Origin of the sequence: Micromonospora sp. NPDC049171, assembly GCF_040648275.1 — a bacterium.
In the GTDB taxonomy this organism is placed as follows: domain Bacteria; phylum Actinomycetota; class Actinomycetes; order Mycobacteriales; family Micromonosporaceae; genus Micromonospora.
Genome location: NZ_JBEZDJ010000003.1, coordinates 1 through 24,343, shown reverse-complemented (window position 1 = coordinate 24,343; position 24,343 = coordinate 1). Strand labels below are relative to the sequence as shown.

General features: G+C 70.0%; 20 protein-coding genes. 15 read left to right on the top strand and 5 right to left on the bottom strand.

Annotated features, from left to right (window positions below):
* Positions 1-24 precede the first annotated feature (24 nt).
* The 3 genes from AB0B14_RS04935 to AB0B14_RS04925 all read left to right on the top strand — a co-directional run bounded on the left by AB0B14_RS04935 (position 25) and on the right by AB0B14_RS04925 (position 3,309).
* Positions 25-699 (top strand): hypothetical protein, encoded by a 675-nt coding sequence (locus AB0B14_RS04935; protein WP_357521335.1) that lies wholly within the window; start codon positions 25-27, stop codon positions 697-699.
* 120 nt (positions 700-819) lie between these two features.
* A complete protein-coding gene (locus AB0B14_RS04930; protein WP_357065686.1) occupies positions 820-1,713 on the top strand; it encodes an SGNH/GDSL hydrolase family protein in 894 nt (297 codons plus the stop codon).
* A 99-nt stretch (positions 1,714-1,812) separates the two neighbouring features.
* Positions 1,813-3,309 (top strand): protein kinase, encoded by a 1,497-nt coding sequence (locus AB0B14_RS04925; protein ID WP_357521333.1) that lies wholly within the window; start codon positions 1,813-1,815, stop codon positions 3,307-3,309.
* 123 nt (positions 3,310-3,432) lie between these two features.
* Here the strand turns inward: AB0B14_RS04925 and AB0B14_RS04920 are convergent, their stop codons facing one another.
* From AB0B14_RS04920 to AB0B14_RS04910, 3 genes are all read right to left on the bottom strand, one after another.
* Positions 3,433-4,455, bottom strand: a complete 1,023-nt coding sequence (locus tag AB0B14_RS04920; protein ID WP_357065681.1) for a glycoside hydrolase family 11 protein — start codon at positions 4,453-4,455, stop codon at positions 3,433-3,435.
* Positions 4,456-4,887: 432 nt separating this feature from the next.
* The gene (locus AB0B14_RS04915) at positions 4,888-6,033 is read right to left on the bottom strand and encodes a DUF6596 domain-containing protein (RefSeq protein ID WP_357521331.1); all 1,146 of its coding nucleotides are present in this window, start codon (positions 6,031-6,033) and stop codon (positions 4,888-4,890) included.
* A gap of 7 nt (positions 6,034-6,040) precedes the next feature.
* A complete protein-coding gene (locus tag AB0B14_RS04910) occupies positions 6,041-6,448 on the bottom strand; it encodes a YciI family protein (RefSeq protein ID WP_357065676.1) in 408 nt (135 codons plus the stop codon).
* A gap of 200 nt (positions 6,449-6,648) precedes the next feature.
* Here AB0B14_RS04910 and AB0B14_RS04905 point away from each other — a divergent pair, with 200 nt between their 5' ends.
* The 10 genes from AB0B14_RS04905 (at position 6,649) to AB0B14_RS04860 (ending at position 20,846) form a co-directional block, all read left to right on the top strand.
* A complete protein-coding gene (locus tag AB0B14_RS04905; protein ID WP_357065673.1) occupies positions 6,649-7,104 on the top strand; it encodes a Fur family transcriptional regulator in 456 nt (151 codons plus the stop codon).
* Positions 7,101-9,377 (top strand): catalase/peroxidase HPI, encoded by a 2,277-nt coding sequence (gene katG, locus AB0B14_RS04900; RefSeq protein ID WP_357521329.1) that lies wholly within the window; start codon positions 7,101-7,103, stop codon positions 9,375-9,377. The genes AB0B14_RS04905 and katG overlap by 4 nt, the downstream gene beginning before the upstream one ends.
* Before the next feature lie 166 nt (positions 9,378-9,543).
* Positions 9,544-10,221 (top strand): hypothetical protein, encoded by a 678-nt coding sequence (locus AB0B14_RS04895; RefSeq protein WP_357065668.1) that lies wholly within the window; start codon positions 9,544-9,546, stop codon positions 10,219-10,221.
* 177 nt (positions 10,222-10,398) lie between these two features.
* The gene (locus AB0B14_RS04890) at positions 10,399-11,217 is read left to right on the top strand and encodes a basic amino acid ABC transporter substrate-binding protein (protein ID WP_357065665.1); all 819 of its coding nucleotides are present in this window, start codon (positions 10,399-10,401) and stop codon (positions 11,215-11,217) included.
* A gap of 157 nt (positions 11,218-11,374) precedes the next feature.
* A complete protein-coding gene (locus AB0B14_RS04885) occupies positions 11,375-12,169 on the top strand; it encodes an amino acid ABC transporter permease (RefSeq protein WP_357065661.1) in 795 nt (264 codons plus the stop codon).
* A gap of 5 nt (positions 12,170-12,174) precedes the next feature.
* Positions 12,175-13,014 carry an amino acid ABC transporter ATP-binding protein gene (locus AB0B14_RS04880; RefSeq protein WP_357065658.1) on the top strand — a complete coding sequence of 280 codons (840 nt, stop codon included), beginning with the start codon at positions 12,175-12,177 and terminating at the stop codon, positions 13,012-13,014.
* 305 nt (positions 13,015-13,319) lie between these two features.
* On the top strand, positions 13,320-14,324 hold the full coding sequence (locus AB0B14_RS04875; protein ID WP_357065655.1) for a multicopper oxidase domain-containing protein: 1,005 nt from the start codon (positions 13,320-13,322) through the stop codon (positions 14,322-14,324).
* 23 nt (positions 14,325-14,347) lie between these two features.
* Complete coding sequence (locus tag AB0B14_RS04870; protein WP_357521327.1) at positions 14,348-18,298, top strand: ThuA domain-containing protein; 3,951 nt, start codon at positions 14,348-14,350, stop codon at positions 18,296-18,298.
* Positions 18,299-18,306: 8 nt separating this feature from the next.
* Positions 18,307-19,836 (top strand): plastocyanin/azurin family copper-binding protein, encoded by a 1,530-nt coding sequence (locus AB0B14_RS04865; RefSeq protein ID WP_357521325.1) that lies wholly within the window; start codon positions 18,307-18,309, stop codon positions 19,834-19,836.
* A 32-nt stretch (positions 19,837-19,868) separates the two neighbouring features.
* A complete protein-coding gene (locus AB0B14_RS04860; protein ID WP_357521324.1) occupies positions 19,869-20,846 on the top strand; it encodes a hypothetical protein in 978 nt (325 codons plus the stop codon).
* Positions 20,847-20,914: 68 nt separating this feature from the next.
* Here AB0B14_RS04860 and AB0B14_RS04855 read toward each other — a convergent pair whose 3' ends face one another.
* Positions 20,915-22,051 carry a DUF1996 domain-containing protein gene (locus tag AB0B14_RS04855; protein ID WP_357065641.1) on the bottom strand — a complete coding sequence of 379 codons (1,137 nt, stop codon included), beginning with the start codon at positions 22,049-22,051 and terminating at the stop codon, positions 20,915-20,917.
* A gap of 290 nt (positions 22,052-22,341) precedes the next feature.
* Here AB0B14_RS04855 and AB0B14_RS04850 point away from each other — a divergent pair, with 290 nt between their 5' ends.
* Positions 22,342-22,794 (top strand): hypothetical protein, encoded by a 453-nt coding sequence (locus AB0B14_RS04850; RefSeq protein WP_357065637.1) that lies wholly within the window; start codon positions 22,342-22,344, stop codon positions 22,792-22,794.
* A gap of 9 nt (positions 22,795-22,803) precedes the next feature.
* Here AB0B14_RS04850 and AB0B14_RS04845 read toward each other — a convergent pair whose 3' ends face one another.
* Positions 22,804-23,508, bottom strand: coding sequence for an SDR family oxidoreductase (locus AB0B14_RS04845; protein ID WP_357065634.1), 705 nt, complete (start codon positions 23,506-23,508; stop codon positions 22,804-22,806).
* Positions 23,509-23,622: 114 nt separating this feature from the next.
* Here AB0B14_RS04845 and AB0B14_RS04840 point away from each other — a divergent pair, with 114 nt between their 5' ends.
* Positions 23,623-24,006, top strand: a complete 384-nt coding sequence (locus AB0B14_RS04840) for a MerR family transcriptional regulator (protein WP_357065631.1) — start codon at positions 23,623-23,625, stop codon at positions 24,004-24,006.
* The last annotated feature ends 337 nt before the right edge of the window (positions 24,007-24,343 follow it).

The window sequence follows — 24,343 nt, the reverse complement described above, 5'->3', positions numbered from 1 at the left end:
TAGGCCCGTGTGACGATCGGCGTCGTGACTGGATGGACGTACAACGATCGCCCCGAGGGCGCCAAATTCCTGACCGACCGGATCCCCGAGCCGGGCCGCGCCGCGATCGAGGCCGAGCTCTGGGCCTGGATCGTTCGTGGTGAGGGTGACGCCGCCGAGTTCGTCGACGTCTTCGACGATGAGGAGGAGCGCCGCGGCACCACGGACGAGGAGCTCACCGCGGCGTACGAGAGGGCGCTGGCCGTTCGGCGGGCGCAGCAACGGGAGTGGGGCGAGGTGCGGGGGAACCTCACCCGCGCCTTCGCCGAGCTCAACGAGCGGGGTGTGGTGGCCCGGGAGAATTTCAGCTGCTGCGGCACCTGCGCGAGCGCCGAGATCCACGACGAGCGCGACGACTCCCGGCACTGGCACGGCTACGTGTGGTATCACCAGCAGGACACCGAGTCGTTGCTCGCCAGCGAGGACGGGGAGGTCTACCTCGGCTACGGCGCCTATCCTCCGGCCGACTTCGACGAGGCCGCCTACGAAGAGCTGTCGGAGGCCGAGCAGCAGGCCCGCTACCAGGTCGACCTGGAGCGGCTGCTGGACGACGTCGTGTTCCCGGTGCTGCGCGAGCACGGCATGCGGGTCGAGTGGGACCGCAAGCAGTCCAGGCGGGTCCGGGTCACCGGCGCGCAGTGGTATGCGCCGGTGGGCTGAGCACCACCGCGTCATCCCACACCTCGGACCAGCATTTAGTGAGCCTCATCGATATTGACGTGCGGCGTCGGCGGCGACAGGATCTCGGCACCACCACCGTGATCCCCTCTGGGAGGCGTCATGACCCGTCCCCGCCTGCCCCGCCTACGGGCAACCACCCGGCTGGCCGCACTCGCCGTGGCCACGGTCGGCGTGCTGCTCACCGTCGCCACACCCGCCAGCGCCGCCGTGCCCACCGGCCGATACGTCGCGCTGGGCGACTCGTACACGGCCGGCCCGCTGATCCCCACCCAGGTCGACCTGAACTGCCTACGCTCCAACCGCAACTACCCGTCGCTGGTGGCCGCCTCCGCCGGCTCGTCGTCGTTCGCCGACGTGAGCTGCTCCGGTGCCACCACCGACGACATCCTCTACGGTGGCAGCGGCCAGTTGGGCAGCACGCTGCCACCGCAGCTCAACGCGGTCACGTCGGCCACGGCCCTGGTGACGGTGCAGATCGGCGGCAACGACATCGGCTTCGCCGACATCATCGGCGACTGTGCGCAGGCGAGCCTCAGCAGTCCGCTCGGGTCACCGTGCAAGAACCGGTACACCGCCGGGGGTGTCGACCAGTTGCAGGCGCGGATCGTCGCCGCCACACCGAAGGTGACAGCCGTGCTGCAGGGGGTCCGTCGGGCCGCGCCGGGCGCACGGGTCGTGGTCCTCGGCTACCCGGCGATCCTGCCGGACACCGGTTACGGCTGCTGGCCCGTCGTCCCGATCGCCTACCAGGACGTGCCGTACCTGCGCGGCGTCGAGAAGTCCCTCAACGCGATGCTGGCCAGCGCCGCGACCGCCAACGGCGCCACCTACGCCGACGTCTACGCCCCGTCGATCGGGCGCGACGCGTGCAAGGGCAGCGGCACCCGGTGGATCGAGGGGCTGGTGCCACAGAATTCGGCCGCCCCCTTCCACCCGAACGCCCGGGGTGAGCAGGGCATGGCAAACGCCCTGCTCAGCACCTTGGCCAGCTGACCGGCCGGAAAGTGCTCGACCCGGCCCCGTCGCGCCGCGCGGGGCCGGGCACGGCGAGAAGGCGCTTGGGATCTGCGGATCCGGGGTACGGGAGGCTTTATGCCGAGTATGGGGCAACTCGTCGGAGACCGTTACCGCCTGGTCGAAAGCATCGCCAGCGGCGGCATGGGCGACGTGTGGCGGGCGGTCGACGAGACCCTGGACCGCTGCGTGGCGGTCAAGACGCTGCAGGCTCGGCTGGTCAACGACGCCGGCTTCGGCGAGCGGTTCCGCCGCGAGGCGCGCGCGATGGCGGCCCTGCGTCACCCGGGCGTCGCCCAGGTCTACGACTACGGCGAGGTGTCCCGCCCCGGAGGGCCGGTCCTCGCCTACATCGTGATGGAGTGCGTGCAGGGCCAGCCCCTGTCGGAGCGGATCGCCGAGGCCGGCCGACTGAGCGTGGCCGAGACGATGTCGATCGCCGCGCAGACCGCCCGCGCCCTCCAGGCCGCCCATGACGCCGGCGTCGTCCACCGCGACGTCAAACCCAACAATCTGATCATCGAGCCGGACGGGCACGTCGTACTCGTCGATTTCGGGGTTGCCGTGACCCAGGAGGCGGCGAGCCTGACCGGCACGAACCAGGTCGTCGGCACCGCCCTGTACATGGCGCCGGAGCAGATCTCGAAGAACGAGATCGGCCCGCCGATCGACATCTACGCGCTGGGCGCCGTCGTCTACCACTGCCTCTCCGGGAGGCCCCCGCACCAGGGCGAGAACGCGGTCGCGGTGGCGCTGCGGCACCTTGAGGAGGATCCGGCGCCGCTGCCCGACGGCACCCCGGCGGCGGTGCGGGGGTTGGTCGCCACCGCGATGGCCAAGGAGCCCGCCCAACGATTCCCGACGGCGGCGGCCATGGCCACCGCGGCGCAGGCCCTCGCGGACCCGTCCGACCACCTGGTCCGGACCGCCGCCGGGGCGACCTCGATCGGGGCACGAGACGAGCGGACGGCCGCCCTCCGGCCGGGCCACGGCGGTGCGCCGGGTCGGTCGGGGAGTTCCGGGGCTCGGGCCCTCGCGGTGCTGCTCGGGACGGTGGCCGCCGCGGCTGCCGTCCTGGTGTTCGGCGACCCCACCGGGATGCTGCCCGGCCCGACCGGGCGACCCTCGACGCCGCCCGCGGTGTCGCCCTCGGCGCCGGTCGATGGCGGCATCGACACCGCAACCGACACCGACACCGCAACCGACACCGATACCGGCACTGACACCGGCATCGACGCCGGCCCGGGTGTTGGTGGTGGCCAACCGGCCACCACCGGCCCCGGGGGCCTGCCGGTCCGGGCATCCGGCTCCCCGACTCCGACGGCCTCTGGTCCCGCTGCGGGGCCCGACCAGTCCGCGCCGTCCGACGACAGCGGTGGCGACACCCCGGCCCCCGCCACCTCCGAGAGCGCCGACGAGGACCCGACGGCAGATCCGACGGGCGCACCGACCGCGGCGCCGACGGAGGAGTCGACGGAGGAGCCGGTTGCGGACCCGTCCGGTGGCCCGGCGGAGGAATCGAGCGGGGAACCGACGGCGGGGACGACCGGGGGGACCGCCGCGCCACGAGGCTGAAGGACGACGGCGGAGGCCACGAACACGCCACCGCCGCGCCCAGGGGGAGTGGCACGCGGACGCAGACTGGCGTGGCGGCCGGAGCCGCCACGCCAGTGCCGCGGTGTCAGACGTCGATCAGGTTCAACTGGTACGGCAGGTGACTGTCGGCCAGTTCCAGTTGCCGTTGGCCATGACCGTTATCCCGAAGTTGTTGCCGTTGCCGTTCGGTGTCGCGGTGACGGTGCCGCTGCTGCCGCTGACCGAGGCGTTCCAGCTGTTCTGGATGCTCTGGCCGCCGCCCAGACCGAGGCTGACGACCCAGTTGTTGGTGCCGCTGACCGCGACGTTGAGGTTGAACCGGTCACCCCACTGCTGGCCGGCGGAGAGCGTCGCGGTGCAGTTGCCGCCCCCCGGGTTGCCGGTGGTCGGCCCGGAGGTGGGGTTGCTGCCACCGCCCTCGCGGACGGTGACGTCGGAGCTGCCGCTGCTCTGGTAGCCCTCGGTGGCCATGATCTGGTAGGCGTGGTTGGTGCCGAGGTTCAGGCCGGCGCGGGCCCAGGCGTCGAAGTGGTTGGCGGTGGTGATGGTGCCGCTGGAGCGCTTCTGCTGGCGGACGCTCCAGTACTGGTAGAACGTCTGGTTGCCGTCGATCGAGGGGGCGTTGGTCCGCAGGCTGCGCAGGATGTCGTAGGTGCCGCCGTCGGTGGTGACCGTGCCCAGCCGGGTGGCGCCGTTGCTCGGGTTGTAGCTGCCGAAGTTCTCCACCACGTAGTACTCGATGAGCGGGTTGCGCGTCCATCCGTACAGGGCGAGGTAGGTGTTGTTGTTGCCCGGGTTGTAGGTGGCCGAGTAGCTGACGGTCCGCCGGCTGCCGGTGGCCCAGCCCTTGCCGCCGACCCAGTTGTTGGTGCTCCGGTCCCAACTGCTGGAGTAACGGCCGTCGGCGCGCAGCGTCATGCTGGCGTTGCCGCCGTCTTTCCAGAAGGAGAAGTAGTAGCCGTTGTGCGTGCCGGTGAGGCTCGAGGTGAGCGTCCGGTCGGCCTCGGCGTACGCGTTGGTGGCCGTCATCGTGCCGGTGACGGCCAGGACGACGGCGCATGCGGCACCGAGGAGCAGCCGCATGCGGCCGCGCCTTCTTGGTGTGGTGTGGCTGGTGTCGGTCATGTAACTGGTGCCTCCTCGTGACGGCTGGCGGGGGCCAGCAGCGCGGTACGCCTCGGCAGGCTGCCGGTGGTCAGGTAACGGCCACGGCGTTGTACCGCTCGGTGGTGGGCCGGTCGTCCTGCACGACGACCGCAGGAGTGGATAGTGGTGGTTGGTGCTGACGGCGATTGAACGCCGTCGATGGCGACCGTATTGACCCAGTCGTCAACTTGTCAACAATTCCCGGAAACCTGGTGGCAACAGTGCCCTCCTCGCCGAGGGGGATCCATCCAGGTCAGTAGTCGATCAGAGTCCAGGGTGGTCATCCGCGGAGTGCTCGGGACAGATCGAGGCCCGAGTGACGGTCGCCGAAATTTCCGGAGACTTTCCGGACCTCGCCGGTCGGCTGTGCGCTGCGGCGGCAGGGGTCGGGTGTCACCGCGACCTGACCGGTCAGCCACACCGAAGCGTATTGAGTCGGGCGGCCTGGCGGGTCAGGTGGTCGCGCTCGGCGAGGTTGGGGGCCTTCCGGGCCGCCTCGGCGTACAGCCGTGCGGCCGTCGCCACGTTGCCGTCGCGCTCGTGCAGGTACGCCGCCACCGCCGTGTGGCGGGGCAGCGAGTCGTCCAGGGCGGTGAGCGCGGCCAGGCCGGCGCGGGGGCCGTCCGCCTCGCCGACTGCCACCGCGCGGTTGAGGCGGACCACCGGGTTGTCGGTCAGGCGCACCAACTCGTCGTACCACTCGACGATCTGCACCCAGTCGGTCTCCGCGGCGGTGGGCGCGTCGGCGTGCAGTGCCGCGACGGCGGCCTGGGCCTGGAACTCGCCCAGCCGGTCGCGGGCCAGGGCCGCCTGCAGGATCCGGACTCCCTCGGCGATCAAAGTGGTGTCCCACCGGCGGCGGTCCTGCTCGGCCAGCGGCACCAGGCTGCCGTCGGGCGCGGTCCGGGCGGCGCGTCGGGCGTGGTGCAGCAGCATGAGGGCGAGCAGCCCGGCCACCTCGGGATGGCCGATCGAGGCCGCGAGCTGCCGGGTGAGCCGGATGGCCTCGGCGGCGAGGTCGACGTCGCCGGAGTAGCCCTCGTTGAAGACCAGGTAGAGGACGCGTAGCACGGTGGCGACGTCGCCGGGCTGGTCGAAGCGCACCCCGGAGACTGTGCGTTTGGCCCGGCTGATGCGCTGCGCCATCGTCGCCTCGGGCACCAGGTAGGCCTGGGCGATCTGGCGGGTGGTCAGCCCACCGACGGCGCGCAGCGTGAGCGCGACCGCCGACGCGGGGGTCAGCGACGGGTGGGCGCACAGGAAGTAGAGCTGGAGGGTGTCGTCCACCGCGGGCGCGGGGCCGGGCATCGGCTCCTCCTCGACGACGTCCTCGCGCCGGCGGCGGGCCGCGTCGGCGCGTGTCGCGTCGAGGAACCGGCGCCAGGCCACGGTGATCAGCCAGCCCTTCGGGTCCCGCGGCGGGTCGGCCGGCCAGGTGCGGACCGCCTCGAGCAGCGCGTCCTGCACGGCGTCCTCGGCCGCCGCGAAGTCAGCTCCGCGGCGGACGAGGACGGTGAGCACGCTCGGCGTGAGGCTCCGGATCAGGGCCTCGTCCATGAGACTGTCACTCCGTGATGGTGGGCGGCTCGGTGAGGAACGGGCGCAGCTCGAGCCACTCGTGGATCGGCCTGCCGTCCTTGCCCGGGGCGGCGGACAGCTCCCCGGCCAGCTCGACGGCGCGCTCGTAGCTGTCGACGTCGATGGTCATCCAGCCGGCGATGAGGTCCTTGGTCTCGGCGAACGGCCCGTCGGTGACCGGCGGGCGACCCTCACCGTCGTAGCGGACCCAGGCGCCCTCGGGAGCGAGGGCCTGGCCGTCGACGAACTCGCCGGTCTGCTCGAGCCGTGCCGCGAAGTCCCGCATGTACGTCACGTGCGCCGAGATCTCCTCCGGCGTCCACTGGTCCATGGGTACGTCGTTGACCCCGGCCGGGCCGCCGCGGTAGTGCTTGAGCAGCAGGTACTTCGCCATCGTGTTCTCCTCGGTGCCGGTGCGACCGGTCAGGTGTGGTCGCGCTCACCTCGGGGACGGAGCCGCCCACCGGGTCTCGACATGGTTGCCCGGACTTTCTCCGCCGCCGGGGTGAACCGGGGGTGAATGGTCCGCCACGCCGGCACGCGGAAGGGCGTAAAACTTGATCCGTTCCAGAATAGTGAGCTAGTGTTCGCCAGGTGATGTCCGACTTCGAGGCGCAACTGCGGGCCGCCTCGCTGCGCGTCACCCGGCCCCGACTGGCGGTGCTCGCGGCGTTGCGCGACCACCCGCACGTCGGCACCGACGCGGTGATCGCGCTGGTTCGGGCGGATCATCCCACGGTCTCCCATCAAGCGGTGTACGACGTGCTGCGTGTACTCACCGACGCTGGCCTGGTGCGGCGCATCCAGCCGGCCGGAGCGACCGCCCGCTACGAGTCCCGGGTCGCGGACAACCACCACCATGTCGTGTGCCGCTCCTGCGGCGCGATCGCCGACGTCGAGTGCGCCGTCGGTCACGCCCCCTGTCTCACCGCCTCGGTCGACCACGGTTTCGTGATCGACGAGGCGGAGGTCGTCTACTGGGGCATCTGTCCCGACTGCGCGACCGAACGCACGCCCCAGAGATCCGCAAGCTCGGAAGGAAGTTCATGAGCGACACCCAGGACAACGGCCCCACCAGTGCGCAGGGCGTGGATCAGAAGGCAGCCGCCGGCTGCCCGGTCGCGCACGACTCGGTGACCGCGCACGGCAGCGAGAGCGAGAACCCGGCGATCGACTCGCCGACCCCGAAGACCGGCGGTCGTCCGCGCACCAACCGGGACTGGTGGCCCAACCAGCTCGACCTCTCGGTGTTGCACGCCCACTCGTCCAAGGGCAACCCGTTGGGTGCGGACTTCAGCTACGCGAAGGAGTTCGCCAAGCTCGACGTCGAGGCCCTCAAGCGAGACATCACCGAGGTTCTCACCACCTCGCAGGACTGGTGGCCGGCCGACTTCGGCCACTACGGCGGCCTGATGATCCGGATGAGCTGGCACGCCGCCGGCACGTACCGCATCGAGGACGGCCGGGGCGGTGCCGGCGACGGCGGCCAGCGGTTCGCGCCGCTGAACAGCTGGCCGGACAACGCCAACCTGGACAAGGCCCGCCGGCTGCTGTGGCCGGTCAAGCAGAAGTACGGCCAGCAGATCTCCTGGGCCGACCTGCTCGTGCTCGCCGGTAACGTCGCCCTGGAGTCGATGGGCTTCAAGACCTTCGGCTTCGGCTTCGGTCGCGAGGACGTCTGGGAGCCCGAGGAGATCTTCTGGGGCCCGGAGGACACCTGGCTCGGCGACGAGCGCTACGCCTCCGAGAAGGAGATGGCGACCGGCGTGGGGTCGACCGAGATGGGCCTCATCTACGTCAACCCGGAGGGCCCGCGCGGCAACGCCGACCCGGCCGCCGCGGCGCACTTCATCCGCGAGACCTTCGGCCGGATGGCCATGAACGACGAGGAGACCGTCGCCCTCATCGCCGGTGGCCACACCTTCGGCAAGACCCACGGTGCCGGTGTCGCCGACAACCACGTGGGCCCGGAGCCCGAGGGTGCCCCGATCGAGGCGCAGGGCCTGGGTTGGCTGAGCAGCCACGGCAGCGGCAAGGGCGCCGACACGATCACCAGCGGTCTCGAGGTGACGTGGACCGACGTGCCGACGCAGTGGAGCAACCGCTTCTTCGAGATCCTGTTCGGCTACGAGTGGGAGCTGACCACCAGCCCCGGTGGCGCGAAGCAGTGGGTCGCCAAGGACGCCGAGGCGATCATCCCGGACCCCTTCGACCCGGCGAAGAAGCACCGGCCCACGATGCTCACGACCGACCTGTCGCTGCGGGTCGACCCGGCGTACGAGAAGATCTCCCGCCGCTTCCTGGAGAACCCCGACCAGTTCGCGTTGGCCTTCGCCAAGGCGTGGTACAAGCTGTTGCACCGTGACATGGGCCCGATCGAGCGTTTCCTCGGGCCGTGGGTGGCGGAGCCGCAGCTCTGGCAGGACCCGGTGCCGGCCGTCGACCACAAGCTGGTGGGTGACGGCGACATCGCCGCGCTCAAGGCGAAGGTCCTGGACTCCGGTCTGAGCACCGCCCAGCTGGTCTCCACCGCCTGGGCGTCCGCCGCGAGCTTCCGGCACACCGACAAGCGCGGTGGCGCCAACGGCGCCCGGATCCGTCTGGAGCCGCAGCGCAGCTGGGAGGTCAACCAGCCGGAGCAGCTGGCGACCGTCCTGACCGCCCTGGAGGGCATCCAGCAGGACTTCAACGCCGCCGGTGGCGCGAAGATCTCGCTCGCCGACCTGATCGTGCTGGCCGGTTCGGCAGCCGTCGAGAAGGCGGCGCGGGACGCCGGCGTCGAGGTGACCGTGCCGTTCCGGCCGGGCCGCACCGACGCCACCCAGGAGCAGACCGACACGGACTCGTTCCGGGTCCTCGAGCCCCGGGCCGACGGCTTCCGCAACTACCTGCGGGCGGGCGAGAAGACCCAGCCGGAGGTGCTCCTCGTCGACCGCGCCTACATGCTCAACCTCACCGCGCCGGAGATGACGGTCCTCATCGGCGGTCTGCGGTCGCTCGGCGCCAACACCGGCGGCAGCCAGCACGGCGTCCTCACCGACCGGCCGGGCGTGCTCAGCAACGACTTCTTCGCCAACCTGCTCTCCCCGGGCACCCGGTGGAGCGTGTCGAAGTCCGATGAGCACGTGTACGAGATCCGTGACCTGGCCACCGACGAGGTGAAGTGGACCGCCACCGCGGTCGACCTCATCTTCGGGTCCAACTCGCAGCTGCGCGCGCTCGCGGAGGTCTACGCCAGCCAGGACGCCCGCGACAAGTTCGTGGCCGACTTCGTGACCGCCTGGACCAAGGTCATGGAGCTGGACCGGTTCGACATCGCCTGACCAGCTCGACACCGACGAGCCCCGGTCGATCCCGCGAGGGACCGGCCGGGGCTCGGCCGACTCCGCGGCAGCGCCGTCGCACCCTCGAAGCCGGCGACGCTATCGACGGGCATCCCGGGCGGCGGCTAACCTGTGGCCCCACCGACCATCGATGTGAGGAGATGCGATGGCGCGCCGCACTGGCCGGCCCTCCTACCTGTCCGACAACCCCGACGTGCGTCGTCGCCGCACCTCCCGGGTCGTGGCGGTCGCCGGGGCGATCGCACTTGTCACCGCCCTGCTGGGTGGGCTGATCGGCTACCAGGTGGGGCGTCCGGACGCCACCGAGGCGTCCATCGCGAGCATCAAAGAGGCCGACGCGAAGCGGGACGCGCAGCAGATCGTCGAGCTGACCGAGACGGCCCGCCGCGTCAGTGCCCAGATCGCCCCGATCCTGACCACCCTCAAGGCGGACACCGCAGCCGGGCGCGCGCCGGATCCGGCGCAGGCCCGGCGGTGGCAGGAGAGCATGCGGGAAGCCGCCAAGCCGTTCGCCGACCCGCCGTCGGGGAGCACCGCCACGAACGTGGCGCGAGGCGGGCTGCGCGGGGCCATCCAGCAGGCCGGTCTGGCCGTCGACTCCTACGCGCTGGCCGCCAGCGTGCCGGCGGCACAACGCGCGGCCCTGCTGGACCTCACCACGCGGCAGGCGGTCGAGGCCGTGACGAGCTGGTCGGTCGCCGCGACCCAGCTCGACCAGGTCAGCGTCGACGCCGGCCACGGCCACCAACACGTGTTCCTCACCACAGATCCCGAAGGATCGGCCTTCACCCCTGACGGGGAGGCCGAGGGCACCGGCGGTTGAGGGCTCGTTGCTGCCCGGTGTCGGGTTTGCCCACGGGTGCCGGCGGACCACCTCGCGGGGACGGCCGCGGCGTGATCTGGGAGCGACCCGCCGGGATCGGGTACGGTCGCTTATCGCAAAGTCTATGAACCAGATTGGCTTTCTATGCAATGGAAGCCGAACCGGAGGGACACAGCCGTGAGGTTCCACAGCGCCGCCCGTCAGGCCGGCCTCGTCGTGGCGGTCGCCGCCCTCGCGCTGAGCGCGGGATGCGCCAAGAAGGACGACAGCGAGGTCCAGGCGAGCGGCGTCAAGCTGGTCGAGGCGGGCAAGCTGACCGTCTGCACCCACCTGCCGTACCCGCCGTTCCAGTCGAAGGACGCCAGCGGCACGGTGACCGGCTTCGACGTCGAGATGTTGGACCTGGTGGCCAAGGATCTGGGCGTCCAGCAGACGATCATCGACACCCCGTTCGAGGGGATCAAGTCCGGTCAGGATCTGAACACCGGCAAGTGCGACGCGGCGGCCGCCGGCATGACGATCACCGCGGAACGGCAGAAGGTGATGAACTTCTCCGACCCGTACTTCGACGCCACCCAGGCGATGCTGGTGAAGACCGGCAAGTCGTACAAGACGCTGGACGACCTGCGGGGCAAGAAGCTCGGCGTCCAGGCGGCCACCACCGGCCGTGACTACGCCAAGAAGTTCGAGGCGGAGAAGGGCCTCAAGCTTGTCGAGTTCGAGGATCTCGCCGCCCAGCAGCAGGCCGTCGCCAACGGCCAGGTCGAGGCCGCCATCAACGACCTGCCGGTCTGGTCCGAGTACCTGAAGAAGAACCCGGGCGGTTTCCAGGTCGCCGCCGAGTTCAACACCGGCGAGCAGTACGGCTTCTCGGTGAAGAAGGACGGCAACCCGGAGCTGCTCAAGAAGATCAACGAGGCGCTGGCCAAGGCCAAGCAGGACGGCACCTACGACAAGATCTACGAAAAGTGGATCGGCAAGCGGCCGAGCGCCTGAGCCGCAAGGCGGCCCAGCGCCTGAGCCGCAAGGCGGCCCAGCGTCTGAGCCGCAAGGCGGCCGAGCGCCTGAGCGCCTGAGCCGTAGCGCAGTACCGGAGGGCGCGCGTCCCGCGCGCCCTCCGTGTCGGTTACCTTCGGGAAGGCAACGAGCGAACGTGAAGCTGCGACGCCGCCAGCGGGAGCGGTTGTTCCTCGGGCTCCAGTACCTGGTCTTCATCGCCGTCATCGCCGTGGTGCTCTTTGCCGCGGACTGGGACCGGCTGGCCGACGCGTTCTTCCGCGTCGACATCATCAAGTCGATGTTCCCGACGATCATCACCGTCGCGCTGCGCAACACCGTCCTCTACACGCTTGGCGCGTTCGCCTTCGGTCTCGTGTTCGGCACCATCCTCGCGCTGATGCGGCTGTCCCGGGTGGCGCCGTACCGCTGGCTGGCGACGGCGTACATCGAGCTCTTCCGGGGTCTGCCCGCGCTGCTGGTGCTCTTCCTCGTCGGGTACGGCATCCCCATCGCGTTCCCGGAGCGGGAGATCCCGGGCGGTGTGTTCGGCTCGATCGCGATCGGTCTCGGGTTGACCGCCGCCGCGTACATGGCGGAGACCATCCGGGCCGGCATCCAGGCCGTCCCCAAGGGGCAGATGGAGGCGGCCCGCACCCTCGGCATGTCGCACTTCACCGCCATGCGCACGATCGTCATTCCGCAGGCGTTCCGGATCGTGATCCCGCCGTTGACGAACGAACTCATCCTGCTCACCAAGGACTCGTCGCTGGCGTACGTGCTGGGTGTGACGGCGCAGACCATCGAGGTCACCAAGTTCGGCCGGGACATGCTGAACGACCGGGTGAACGCCACCCCGTTGCTGGTGGCCGGTCTCGCCTACCTGATCATCACCCTGCCCCTGTCCCAGGTGGTACGCCGCCTCGAACTCCGCTACGCCAAGGCCCGGTGACCCGTATGACGAGCACTGCACCCCGCCCGGCCGTCGAGATCCGGGACCTGCACAAGTCCTTCGGGCCACTCGAGGTGCTCAAGGGCATCGACTTCGAGGTCGGCCAGGGCGAGGTGGTCTGCGTGATCGGGCCGTCCGGGTCCGGCAAGTCGACACTGCTGCGCTGCGTCGACCTGTTGGAGGAGCCGACGGCCGGCAGGATCTGGGTCAACGGCGTCGAGATGACCGACCCGGACGTCGAGCTCGACGCGGTCCGCCGTGGCATCGGCATGGTCTTCCAGTCGTTCAACCTGTTTCCGCACCTGACCGTGCTGAACAACCTCACCATCGCCCAGCGCCGGGTGCTGCGGCGCGGCCGGGCGGAGGCCGAGCGCGTCGCCCGGGCCAACCTGGACCGCGTCGGGCTGACTGACAAGGCCGACGCCTTCCCGGCGCAACTCTCCGGTGGGCAGCAGCAGCGGGCGGCGATCGCCCGGTCCCTGTCGATGGAGCCGAAGCTGATGCTCTTCGACGAGCCGACCTCCGCGCTCGACCCGGAGTTGGTCGGTGACGTGCTCACGGTCATGCGCAAGCTGGCCGAGGACGGCATGACGATGATGGTGGTGACGCACGAGATGGCGTTCGCCCGCGACGTCGCCGACCGGGTGGTGTTCATGGACGGGGGAGTGGTGGTCGAGCAGGGGCCGCCGCAGGAGGTGCTGGGCAACCCGCAGCACGAACGGACTCGCGCGTTCCTCTCCCGGGTCCTCGACCCGACCCGTGTCGCCCCACTCGGTCAGCCCGACCAGTCGCCGGAGCCGCCAGCGGCGCCGAGCCTGCCGGCCGACGACCGCCACCGCCTCTGACGACTCCTCCCGTACGTCTGCCCGCCGGGCTGCCCCATCGAGGGCAGCCCGGCGCTGTGCGCTGTGGGCTGGCCCGTGTCAGGATCATGTCAATCGACGGACGTCGTAATGTCAAGGTAATCTTTTTGCAACCAGACCTGGACTTTCGTCGATGGACTACATAAGTTGCAGACATCCACCGAAAGCTCTGAGTCTTCCGAGCAAAGTCCGCGACGAGCCTCACCTCAGTCGTGCTGCCGCCCCGTGTTCGGCGGTCGTTGCACCCTGCCCTCGTCGCGTCTTCGCCCGGTCGGGAACGGAGACCCATGGACGAGCACGTCGTTGGCTCCCCACGCCAACTGTCCCGCAGATCCCTGATCGCCACCGGGGCGCTCGCCGCCGGTGCGCTGGGCGCGGCCGCCCCCGCGATCGGCACCGCGTTCGGCGGTACCCCCGCACAGGCCGCCGCCGGCGTCACGAAGAAGGTCACCATCTACGCCGAGCAGTTGCCCGGCGGTCTGTTCGGCTACGGCCTGGCACCCGGCCAGGCCACCGTGCCGGGCCCGCTCCTGGAGATGTACGAGGGCGACACCCTGGAGATCACCCTGGTCAACACCACAAGCCAGCGGCTCTCCATCCATCCGCACGGGGTGGACTACAGCACCGACTCCGACGGCAGTCCGTTCAACGCCTCGTTCAACAATCCCGGTGAGACGCGGACGTACGTCTGGCGCTCGCACGAGATGGTGGCCGCGGCGGGTCGGCGGTACATGCCGGGCAGCGCCGGCTACTGGCACTACCACGACCACGCCATGGGCACCGACCACGGCACCGCCGGGGTCGCCAAGGGTCTCTACGGGGCGCTGATCGTCCGGCGCCGGGGCGACATCCTGCCGGAGAAGCAGTTCACCGTGGTGTTCCACGACATGACGATCAACAACCGGATGGCACCGGAGACGCCCATGTTCGAGGCGAACCTGGGCCAGCGGGTGGAGTGGATCAACATCGGCCACGGCAACCTGTTCCACACCTTCCACCTGCACGCCCACCGCTGGGCCGACAACCGCACCGGAATGCTGGAGGGCCCGAGCGACCCGAGCCTGGTCATCGACAACAAGGACCTCAACCCGGGCAGCTCGTTCGGTTTCCAGGTGCTGGCCGGCGAGGGCGTCGGGCCCGGGGCGTGGATGTACCACTGCCACGTGCAGAACCACTCCGACGGCGGCATGGCCGGGATCTTCCTGGTGCGCAACGCCGACGGCAGCATGCCGCCGGGCGCCGAGGACGCGATCCACCGGTTCCAGGGCCACACCCACACGCACGGAAGCTGACCCAACCGAAAGTGGGGACGGGGATGACCAGACAACCACGACGACTCCTTGCCGCGATGGCGGCCTTCGCGGCACTGATCCCGGCATCGACGGCGGCAGCCGCGCCGAGATCGGCGGCGGCACCACGACCGGCAGCCGCACCGGCGGCGCAGCCGCAGAAGGCCGCGGTCCTCGTGTTCCACGGGCCGGTGGCCGAGCAGCAGGACCCGGTGTCCCGCGCGGTGGACACCATCAAACAACTTGGTGCCGGTCATGACATCGATGTCACGGCCACCACGGACCCGGGCGTGTTCACCGCGACCGGGCTGTCCGCGTACCGCAGCGTGGTGTTTCTCTCCGCGACGGGCGCCGCGCTCAACCGCGACCAGGAGTCGGCGCTGCAGGGCTACATGAAGGCCGGCGGCGGTTTCGTCGGCATCGCCGACGCCGCCCGCGCCCAGGTCGACTCGGCCTGGTTCACCGGCCTGATCGGCACCCGCCCGGCGGGTGCCATCCCGGTCGCCGAGCCGGTGGCCGCGGTGACCGCCAGCGGTGAGAACCCGCCGACCGAGAGCAAGGAGAAGCTGACCGACGGCGACGCCAACACCAAGTGGCTGGTCCGCACCCCCACCGCGTGGGTGGCCTACCATCTGGCCGCACCCAAGCGGATCACCGGGTACGCGCTGACGTCGGCCAACGACTTCGTCGGACGGGACCCGAAGGACTGGACCCTGCAGGGCTCGAACGACGGCCAGAACTGGTCCGATCTGGACCGGCGCACCAACCAGAGCTTCGCGGAGCGGTTCCAGACCCGCCGGTTCGACATCGCCACGCCGCAGGAGTTCACCCGCTACCGGCTGAACATCACCGCCAACAGCGGTGAGCCGCTGATCCAGCTCGCCGACCTGCGCCTGTTCACCGGCACGGCCACCGCGCCGCCGCCGACCCCCGTGAACCGGGCGGTGGTCGACATCCTGGACCGCAAGCACCCGGCCACCGCGTCGTTGCCCCTGACGGTCACCCGGTCCGACCGCTGGGACAACTGGGACCCGAACCCGATCGGCACGGTGCACACGCTCGCCCAGGTCGAGGAGCGGCACTACGACCCGGGGCCGGGGGCCAACGGCCCGTTCCACCCGGTGTCCTGGTGCCGGGACTACGACGGTGGCCGGTCGTTCTACACCGGCATGGGCCACACCGAGGGCAGCTACGGTGAGGAGGCGTTCCGCGCACACCTCGCCGGGGCCCTCAACTGGACCACCGGCCGCGTACGCGGCGACTGCCAGGCCACGATCGCCGCGAACTACAAGGTGGAGCGTCTCACCGCGGCCAACCAGACCGGGCAGTTGGACCAGATCGGCGAGCCGCACGGGCTCACCATCGCGCCGGACGGCACCGTCTTCTACGTCGGCAAGGCGGCCTGCCCGAGCGGCCCGATCGAGAACTGGACCGACCCGAAGGTCGGCCTGGGCTGCGGCACCATCCACTCCTGGGACCCACGGACCAAGCAGGTCAAACTGCTCACCACCCTGGAGGTGATGGGCAACCGGGGCAGCGGCTCCGAGTTGGTGAAGAACGAGGAGGGCCTGCTCGGCATCGTGCCCGACCCCGCGTTCGCCCAGAACGGCTGGCTCTACGTCTACTGGATGCCGCACGAGTCGATCGACCGGGTGCAGCGGGTCGGGCAGCGGACCGTCTCCCGGTTCACCTACGACCGCGAGCAGCAGAGCATCGACCAGGCCACCCGCAAGGACCTGCTGAAGTTCCCGGTGCAGATCCACAGTTGCTGCCACGCCGGCGGCGGCATGGCGTTCGACGCGAAGGGCAACCTCTACGTCGGCTCCGGCGACAACAACTCCTCGGAGGGCTCGCAGGGCTACTCGGGCAACAACTGGACCCAGGAATACCAGGGCATCTCGTTCCAGGACGCCCGCCGCACCTCGGGCAACACCAACGACCTCGCCGGCAAGATCATCCGGATTCACCCGGAGGCCGACGGGACGTACACCATTCCGGAGGGCAACCTCTTCCCGCCGGGCACCGAGAAGACCCGGCCGGAGATCTACGTGATGGGCGTGCGCAACATCGCCCGGTTGCAGATCGACCCGGAGCACCAGTGGCTGACCGCCGGCTGGGTCGGCCCGGACGCCGCGTCGCCCAGCCCCACGCTCGGCCCGGCCAAGTACGAGACCGCCACCATCATCACCTCGGCCGGCAACCAGGGCTGGCCGTACTGCATGGGCAACCGGCAGCCGTACCGGGACCGCAGCAGCACCGACGCGAGCGTGCTGACCGGCTGGTACGACTGCGACAACCTGAAGAACACCTCTCCGCGTAACACCGGACTCGTGGACATCCCGGCGGCCCGGGACAACATGATCTGGTATTCGCCGGACGGCGGCGGCCCGGTCTTCCCGAAGCGCACCGACGGCAGCGACCTGCCCACCTACGTCGCGGCCGACGCCACCTACACCCAGCCGTACCTGCGCGGCGGCGGGCAGGCCATCATGTCCGGCCCGACCTACCACCGCGACCGGGTCGACCCGAACAGCACTGTGGCGTGGCCGGCGTACTGGGACGAGAAGTGGTTCATCGGCGACCAGTCGAACGCCGCCAACCGGGTCGCGGTCACCGTCGATGAGGCCGGGGTGCCGACGGCGGCCCCACCGGTCTACGCGGAGTCGCTGCGCGCCATCATCCCCAGCGGCAACGGCGACACCCGACTGCAGAGCTGGATGGACGCCAAGTTCGGCCCGGACGGCGCGCTCTACCTGCTGGACTACGGAGGCGGGTTCTTCAGCCTGCACCCCAACCAGAAACTCATCCGGATCACCTACACCGGCGGCGCACCCACCCCGGCACCGGCGGCGAACGCCGTCGCCGTGCAGCACAAGCCCCTGACCATCGCCTTCGACGGCGCGCGCTCCGGCGGCGTCAGCCACCGGTGGGAGTTCGGCGACGGCACCACGTCGACCGAGGTGAACCCCCGGCACACCTACGCCAAGGTCGGCACCTACACCGCGAAACTGACCGTCACGTACGCCGACGGGGAGACGGCGACGGTGCAGACCACTGTCACGGTGGGCTGCGCGGTGCCGGACGACCGGCAGAACGTGTGGCTCGGCGACACGGACACCGGGGTGCCCAGCCGCACGGTCGGGCAGGGCTGCACGGTCAACGACCTGATCGACGACGAGAGCACCTGGGCCGACCACAACAGTTTCGTCCGCCACGTGACGGCGGTGACCCGCGCGCTCCAGGACGACGGTCTGCTCAACGCCCGGGAGAGCGGCACGCTGACCCGGTTGGCCGCCGCGTCCGAGATTGGGCGCACCGGACACACCGGGTACGAGCCGCTCTTCGACGGCACCGCCGAGTCGCTGCTCGGCTGGCAGCAGGCCCCGACGGGATCGTTCAGCATCCAGCCGGACGGGTCGCTGCGCTCCAGCGGCGGCCTCGGCATGCTCTGGCACACCAAGGAGCTGGGCGACTTCTCGCTGAAGCTGCAGTTCCGGGATATCGCCCCCGGCACCGGACGGGCCAACACCGGCGTCTTCATCCGCTTCCCGGACCTGCGAACACCGCTCGACCAGCGACCGGAGGGCAGCTGCGGCACCGTCGGATCGGCCCGGACCTCGCCGGCCTGGATGGCCATCTACTGTGGACACGAGATCCAGATCTACGACGGTGAGACCGGGGAGCCGCAGAAGACCGGCTCGGTCTACAACTTCGACCCGGTGCCGCTCGCCCAGGCCGGCGTCACCCCGAAGAACGAGTGGAACGACTACGAGATCCGCGTGGTCGGCCAGCACTACACGATGATCCGCAACGGCGTGGTGATCAACGAGTTCGACAACACGCCGGGCAAGCAGTCCTCCCGTGCCGGCGATCCGCCGACCGACCTGCGGCAGTTCCTCCGCGGCTTCATCGGTTTGCAGAACCACGGTGACAACGACCTGGCCGAGTTCCGCAACATCCGCGTGCGGGAACTCTAGGAGAAACGATGACCCGACGACTCATGGCCGCGCTGTCGGCGCTCCTGCTGACGGTGGTCCCGTTGGCCGCGACGCCCGCCTCCGCCGCCCCACGTGCCGCCGCGGACCAGGTGTTGACCTGGACCGCCGACGACAACACCACCCGCTACAAGTCGGCCCCCGCCCAGGCGGTGGCCGGCGCCACCACCATCATCTGGGAGAACAGCGCGGCCACCGGCAACACCACCGGGATGCCGCACACGCTGACCTTCGACACCAGCACCGAGGGCTACAACCACGACGTCACGCTCAACATCCTGGCCAGCCCGTTCGACGCCAACGACGGCCGCCACCAGGCGACGGTGAATCTCACCCCGGGTCGGTACCGCTACTTCTGCGCGATCCCGGGGCACAGCCAGATGGTCGGCGAACTCGTCGTCACCGACGGCGGAGGTGGCGGCGACACCACGCCGCCGACCGTCGACGCCACCGTCTCCGGTGACCGCGACGTCGACGGCAACTACCTCGGTGCGGCCACGGTGACCGTCACGGCCACCGACGCCGACTCCGGTGTGCAGACCGTCGAATACCAGGTCGACGACACCAGCTTCCAGCCGTACACCCAACCGGTGCCGGTGACCGCGGTCGGCGACCACTCGGTGCAGTTCCGCGCCACCGACGAGGCCGGCAACACCAGCGCGGTCGGCTCGGTGTCGTTCCGCGTCGTCGAGCCGACCGAGGAGGACACCACCGCGCCGGTGGTCACGGCCACGCCGGCCGGCGAGCAGGACGGCGACGGCAACTACATCGGTACGGCCACCGTCACGCTGACCGCCACCGATGCCGGGTCCGGCGTCGCCACCATCGAGTACGCGCTGGACGGAGGCGCCTTCACCGCGTACACGAACCCGGTTGTCGTGACCTCGGTGGGCATGCACATGCTGCACTACCGGGCGACCGACGTCGCGGGGAACACGTCGGCCGAGCAGATGGCCCACTTCACCATCGTGGAGCCGCAGGCCGAGGACACCACCCCACCCACTGTCGCCGCCACGGTGGCCGGTGACCAGAACGTCGACGGCGCGTACGTCGGCGGCGCGACGGTCACCGTCACCGCGACCGACGACGGCTCCGGCGTGGCGTCGATCGAGTACGCACTCGACACCGGTGCCTGGACCACGTACGCCAGCCCGGTCGTCGTCCGGGCCCTCGGCGCGCACACAGTGCGGTACCGGGCCACCGACACCGCCGGGAACGCCTCCACCGAGCAGTCCGCGACGTTCACGGTGGTGGCCGACGGCACCGACGGCTGCCCCGCGTCGGACACCCGGGCCACGGTGATCATCGACGGTGACGACACCGGAGTGGCAAACGTCGACACCGGCGACGGCTGCACCGTCAACGATCTGATCGACGAACACGCCGACTACCCCGGCCATGCCGCGTTCGTCCGGCACGTCGAGGCGGTCACCGCCGCGCTCGTGACCGGCGGCACGCTCAACCGGCGGCAGCAGGGCGCCATCGTCCGGGCCGCGGCCCGATCGGACGTCGGCGCATGAGTCCTCGAACCTCATCGACAGGGAGTACAACGATGCCCCGACGTACCGTCGCCAAGCTCGCCACCGTGAGCGCCGTCGTCGCCGCCTCGGTGTTCGCGGTGGCGCCCACCGCACACGCCGACCTGGTCACCCACTGCATCGGCACCGGCGGTGCCGTGACCGTGCCCAACGACCTGCTCGTGCCGGCCGGCGAGTCCTGCGCGCTGACCGGCACCACGATCACCGGCAACGTCACTGTCGCGGCCGGGGCCAACCTGGTGGTTGCCGGTGGCCGGATCAGCGGTGAGGTACGCGTCGCCGCGGACGGCTACCTCGACGCCACCGAGACGAGCGTCGACGGCCAGGTGGTGCTGGCCGCCGGCGGGTACGGTCTCTTCCTCAAGGACGCCCGCAGCGGCAACGTGACGGTGCGGCCGAAGGGCACCGCGACAATCGACAGCTTCCTGTTCGTGGAGCAGTCGACGATCGTCGGGACCGTCACCGCAGGCGCCGGAGAGGTCCGGATCGACCGCGGCACCCAGGTGCAACGCAACGTCAGCAGCACCGGCACCTACTACACCGACGTGCACGACTCGTTCGTCGACGGCACGCTGTCGGTGCTGAACAGCGCCACCGGCAGCGTGGTGTGCGGCAGTGCGGTCCGGGGGCGCGCCACCTTCGCCGGCAACCTCGGTGGTGTGCAACTCGGCCCGAACGGCACGCTCGACAGTTGCGCCTCCGGCGGCTACTGGGGCGCGGACGTCAGCGTCACCAGCACCACCGGCGGTGTCACCGTCGACGACAACATCATCAACGGTGGGTTGACCGTCACGTCCAACGACCCGGTCGCCCAGGTTGCCGCGAACAACCGGATCCGTGGCGGCGTGACCGGCGAGCAGGCGGCGGCGAGCAGCAACCGGGCGGCCCGGGTGGCAGCTCCGGACCGGGAGGACACCGGCGACCAGCGGGCCGAGACCCGTCGTACCTCGGCGGTTCAGGAAGCCACCGCGGCCGGCGACGCCCGGCTCTAGCCGACCGATGCGACAACGGCCGGTCACCTCCGCGTGGGGGTGACTGGCCGTCGCGTCGTGCCCGCCGGTTAGAAGTTGCCTGCCGAGTTGCACTTCACACCCTGGTCGAGGCAGTTGCGCACCCGTGCGGCGAGCGCCTCGTCCTTCCAGGCGTTGAAGAAGTCCGCGTGCATGGAGAACGAGGTGCCGGACGCGAGGGTGATGCCGTCCGTGTTCGCGCTCAGCGGGTACGAGATCACGAACGACACCGAGGGGACCGGCACCGGGTGGCTCTTCGGGCAGGCCCCGGTGTGGTCACCGTTGGCCATGTGCGCCTTGTGGTCCGGGCTGTCCAGGTGCTTGCCGTCCCAGCAGTCCGGGAAGGTGATCTGCCGGACGATGTTCGCGGTCTTGGCGCAGACCGGGAAGGTCTTGTCGGCGCTGCGGCCGATTTCGCCACCGATGCCGGCGCACCAGAAGTGGTTGCCCTGCTTGTCCGGGGTGTCGACCTGATTCTTGGCGTTACCGGTGATCATTCGCAGGCCGAACGGGAAGGGCTGGGTCCTACTCGGGTCCTTCAGACGCGAACCGTAGTAGACGGTCACCTCCGTCGGGTCCACGACCTTGCCGTTCTGGTACATCGTGGGCACCCAGTAGGCGGACTGGTCGTCGGGCGAGTTGCAGGTGGTCGCCTTCGACGCCCGCAGCGATTCGGCTGTCGAGTTGGCGTCGGTCGACGTGTTGCCCCAGAACGTGTGGTTGTGCGAGGCCCCGACCAGCTTGGGCAGCACGATCGGGTCGTCGCTGTTGTGGTGGCTGGTCTTGCAGCCGACGTTGAACTCGGGCACCTTCACCGGGTCGCCGGTCACCGGCTTGGGCTTGCGCGCGAAGAACGCACTCGTCGCGGCGGCCTGCGCGGCCGGGTCGATGGTGATCCAGCCGCCGACCGTGGTCGGCGGGGCGGCGCTCGTCGACGGGGCCGACGGCTTGCCCGAGGCGGACGGGGTCGCCGAGGCGCTCGGCGTGCCCGGCGTGCCGGACGCGCTGCCGGGGGCACCGGGCGTCGGTGCCTCCGGGCCGGGCGAGCCGATGCCGGCGTCGCTCGATGGACTGGACGCACCGGGGGTGCCCGGGGCCTCCTTGCATCCGCCGGCGAGCGCCACGCTCAGCAGCAACAGGGCGGTGACGGAACGACGCCGTCCAGGGGTGGGTCGCAGATTAATCAACGGGGTGCACCTTTCTTCCGAGCGAAGAATACGAGCGCACCCCCGGCCGACTTCCTGCCGAGACGATTAAGTCTCCCTTAAATATCGCTGTGCGATTGCGTGAGCAGCATTGCGGAACCACCCGGCTGTCGTATTAGTCTCGTTTCCCGATCTTTTCTCGAAAAACTGTAATCGGCGGCTCCGCTGTCACTCCACACGATCGAGTGGCAGATCGTCCCGGTGCGGATCGCGCTTCCAACCCCTTGCGCCGCCGCCCACACCGTTTGCCACCGCTTCCTATCCTCCGGGTTATGGCATACGAGCCGATGATGGTGCCCAGCCCGAAGCCCAACCGGACAGCTCGGACGGTCCTGATCGTCGTCGCCGCGTTGCTGTCGGTGTGCTGCGTGGTCGGCGTCTGCGCCGGCTTCTGGATCTACCGCGGCGTCCGGGACAACGTCGAACCGGCCCGGGCCGCCGCCACGGCGTACGCCGACGACATGCAGGCGGGCAACTATCCGGCCGCGTACGGGCGGCTGTGCGCCGAGGTGCGCAAGAACCTGACGCCTGAGGATTTCGCCCGGGTCCAGGCTGCGCAGTTGAAGTTCAGCAGCTACAAGATCACCGGCCTGATCGTCAACAACTACAACGGCCGGGTCACCGCGACGGCCACCGTCGAGGTGGTCCAGGAGGCCACGGGCGCGCGGTTCACGCAGAACATGGTGCTGGTCGAGGAGGACGACGAGTGGGTCGTCTGCCAGTGACGTCCCGCGCTACTGCCCGGTCGGCTTGTAGAAGTCGCTCGGGTCGTTGGCCAGGGACGCTTTGATGTACGCGCTCCACTCGTCGGCGAGGACCTCGATCCGGTCGGCCTCGATGCCGTCCAGGGCGAGGCGTACGACGTCGGCGGGGTTCATCTTGTCGCCGTCGAAACCGGCACTCATGTCGGTGTCCGCCATGCCCAGGTGTAGGCCGGTCACGAGGGTCCCCTGGTCGGCGAGTTCCAGTCGGATCCCGTTGGTCAGGCTCCATTCGGCTGCCTTCGCCGCCGCGTAGGCGTTGGCCCCGTGGTAGGAGAACCATGACAAAGCCGACAGAACGTTCAGGATCCCCCCGCCGCCGTTGGTGCCGAGCACCGGTGCGAACGCCCGCACCATGCTCAAGGTGCCGTAGAAGTGCGTGTCCATCTCGGCCCGGATCTTGCCCAGGTCGCCGGTGACCAGGTTCGTGGAGGTGGAGATCCCGGCGTTGTTGACCAGCAGGGTGACGTCGGAGGCGATGGAAGCCGCCTCCTCGACGGAACGGGGGTCGGTGATGTCCAGCCGCAGCGTCTCGACGCCGGGGATGTCGATCCGCTCCGGGGTGCGGGCCGTGGCGTACACCTTGGTCGCCCCGCGTTCCAGCAGTTGTCCGGCGAAGTGCCGGCCGAGGCCACGGTTGGCGCCGGTGACCAGCGCGATCGAACCGGTGATCTTCATGATTGGTGCCTCCTGGCAGGTTCAGTGACGAGCTGTACGCGAGCTACGCTAAAACCTGACGTTGACGTGAGAGACAAGGTCGTGTGGCTGGCGTCACCGACCGGGGGAGGGGCCATGCGCATCGGTGAACTGGCCACGCAGACCGGGGTGTCCGTGCGAGCGCTGCGCTACTACGAGGAGCAGGGGCTTCTCGCGGCCGGGCGAAGCGGCGGCGGCCAACGCCACTACCCGGACAGCGCGGTCGACCGGGTGCACCTGATCCAGATGCTGTACGCCGCCAACCTGTCCAGCCGGACCATCCTGGACCTGCTGCCCTGCGTCGACGCGAATGTCAACACCCCGGAGTCCCGGGCCCTGCTGCGCGCCGAACGCGACCGTATCGATCAGCAGATCGCCCAGCTCCGGCAGGCCAGAGACCGGCTCGACGCGGTCATCACGCTCAGCGAGAGCCCGGCCAGCGGCTGCACCCACGCGGAGGTCGACGCCCTCGTGTCCTAGAAGGTGTCCGCGAGGTGCACCAGCGATCGAGGTGGTGACGGTGGCCTGACCCGATGTCGCGCTCCCCGCGCCCCCCGGTAATGGCCCCTGCGGGCGCTGCCTCCGGCAGGTCCGGATTGTTCCGCCATCTCACCATCGTCGGATCTTGCCCTTGCCCTGAGAAAGATCTAGGACTGAATTCGACGTCGGAGTTCGTCCTGCGTCTATGTTCGATGAGTCGTGCGGCTTGTTGGCGTGGACACGGGGAGGTCCGGCGCGATGGCTGAGTTTCCGGGGCATCTGTTCAAGATGGATGGTGATCCGTCGGCGATTCGATCGTCGGCGTCGCGGTGGCAGG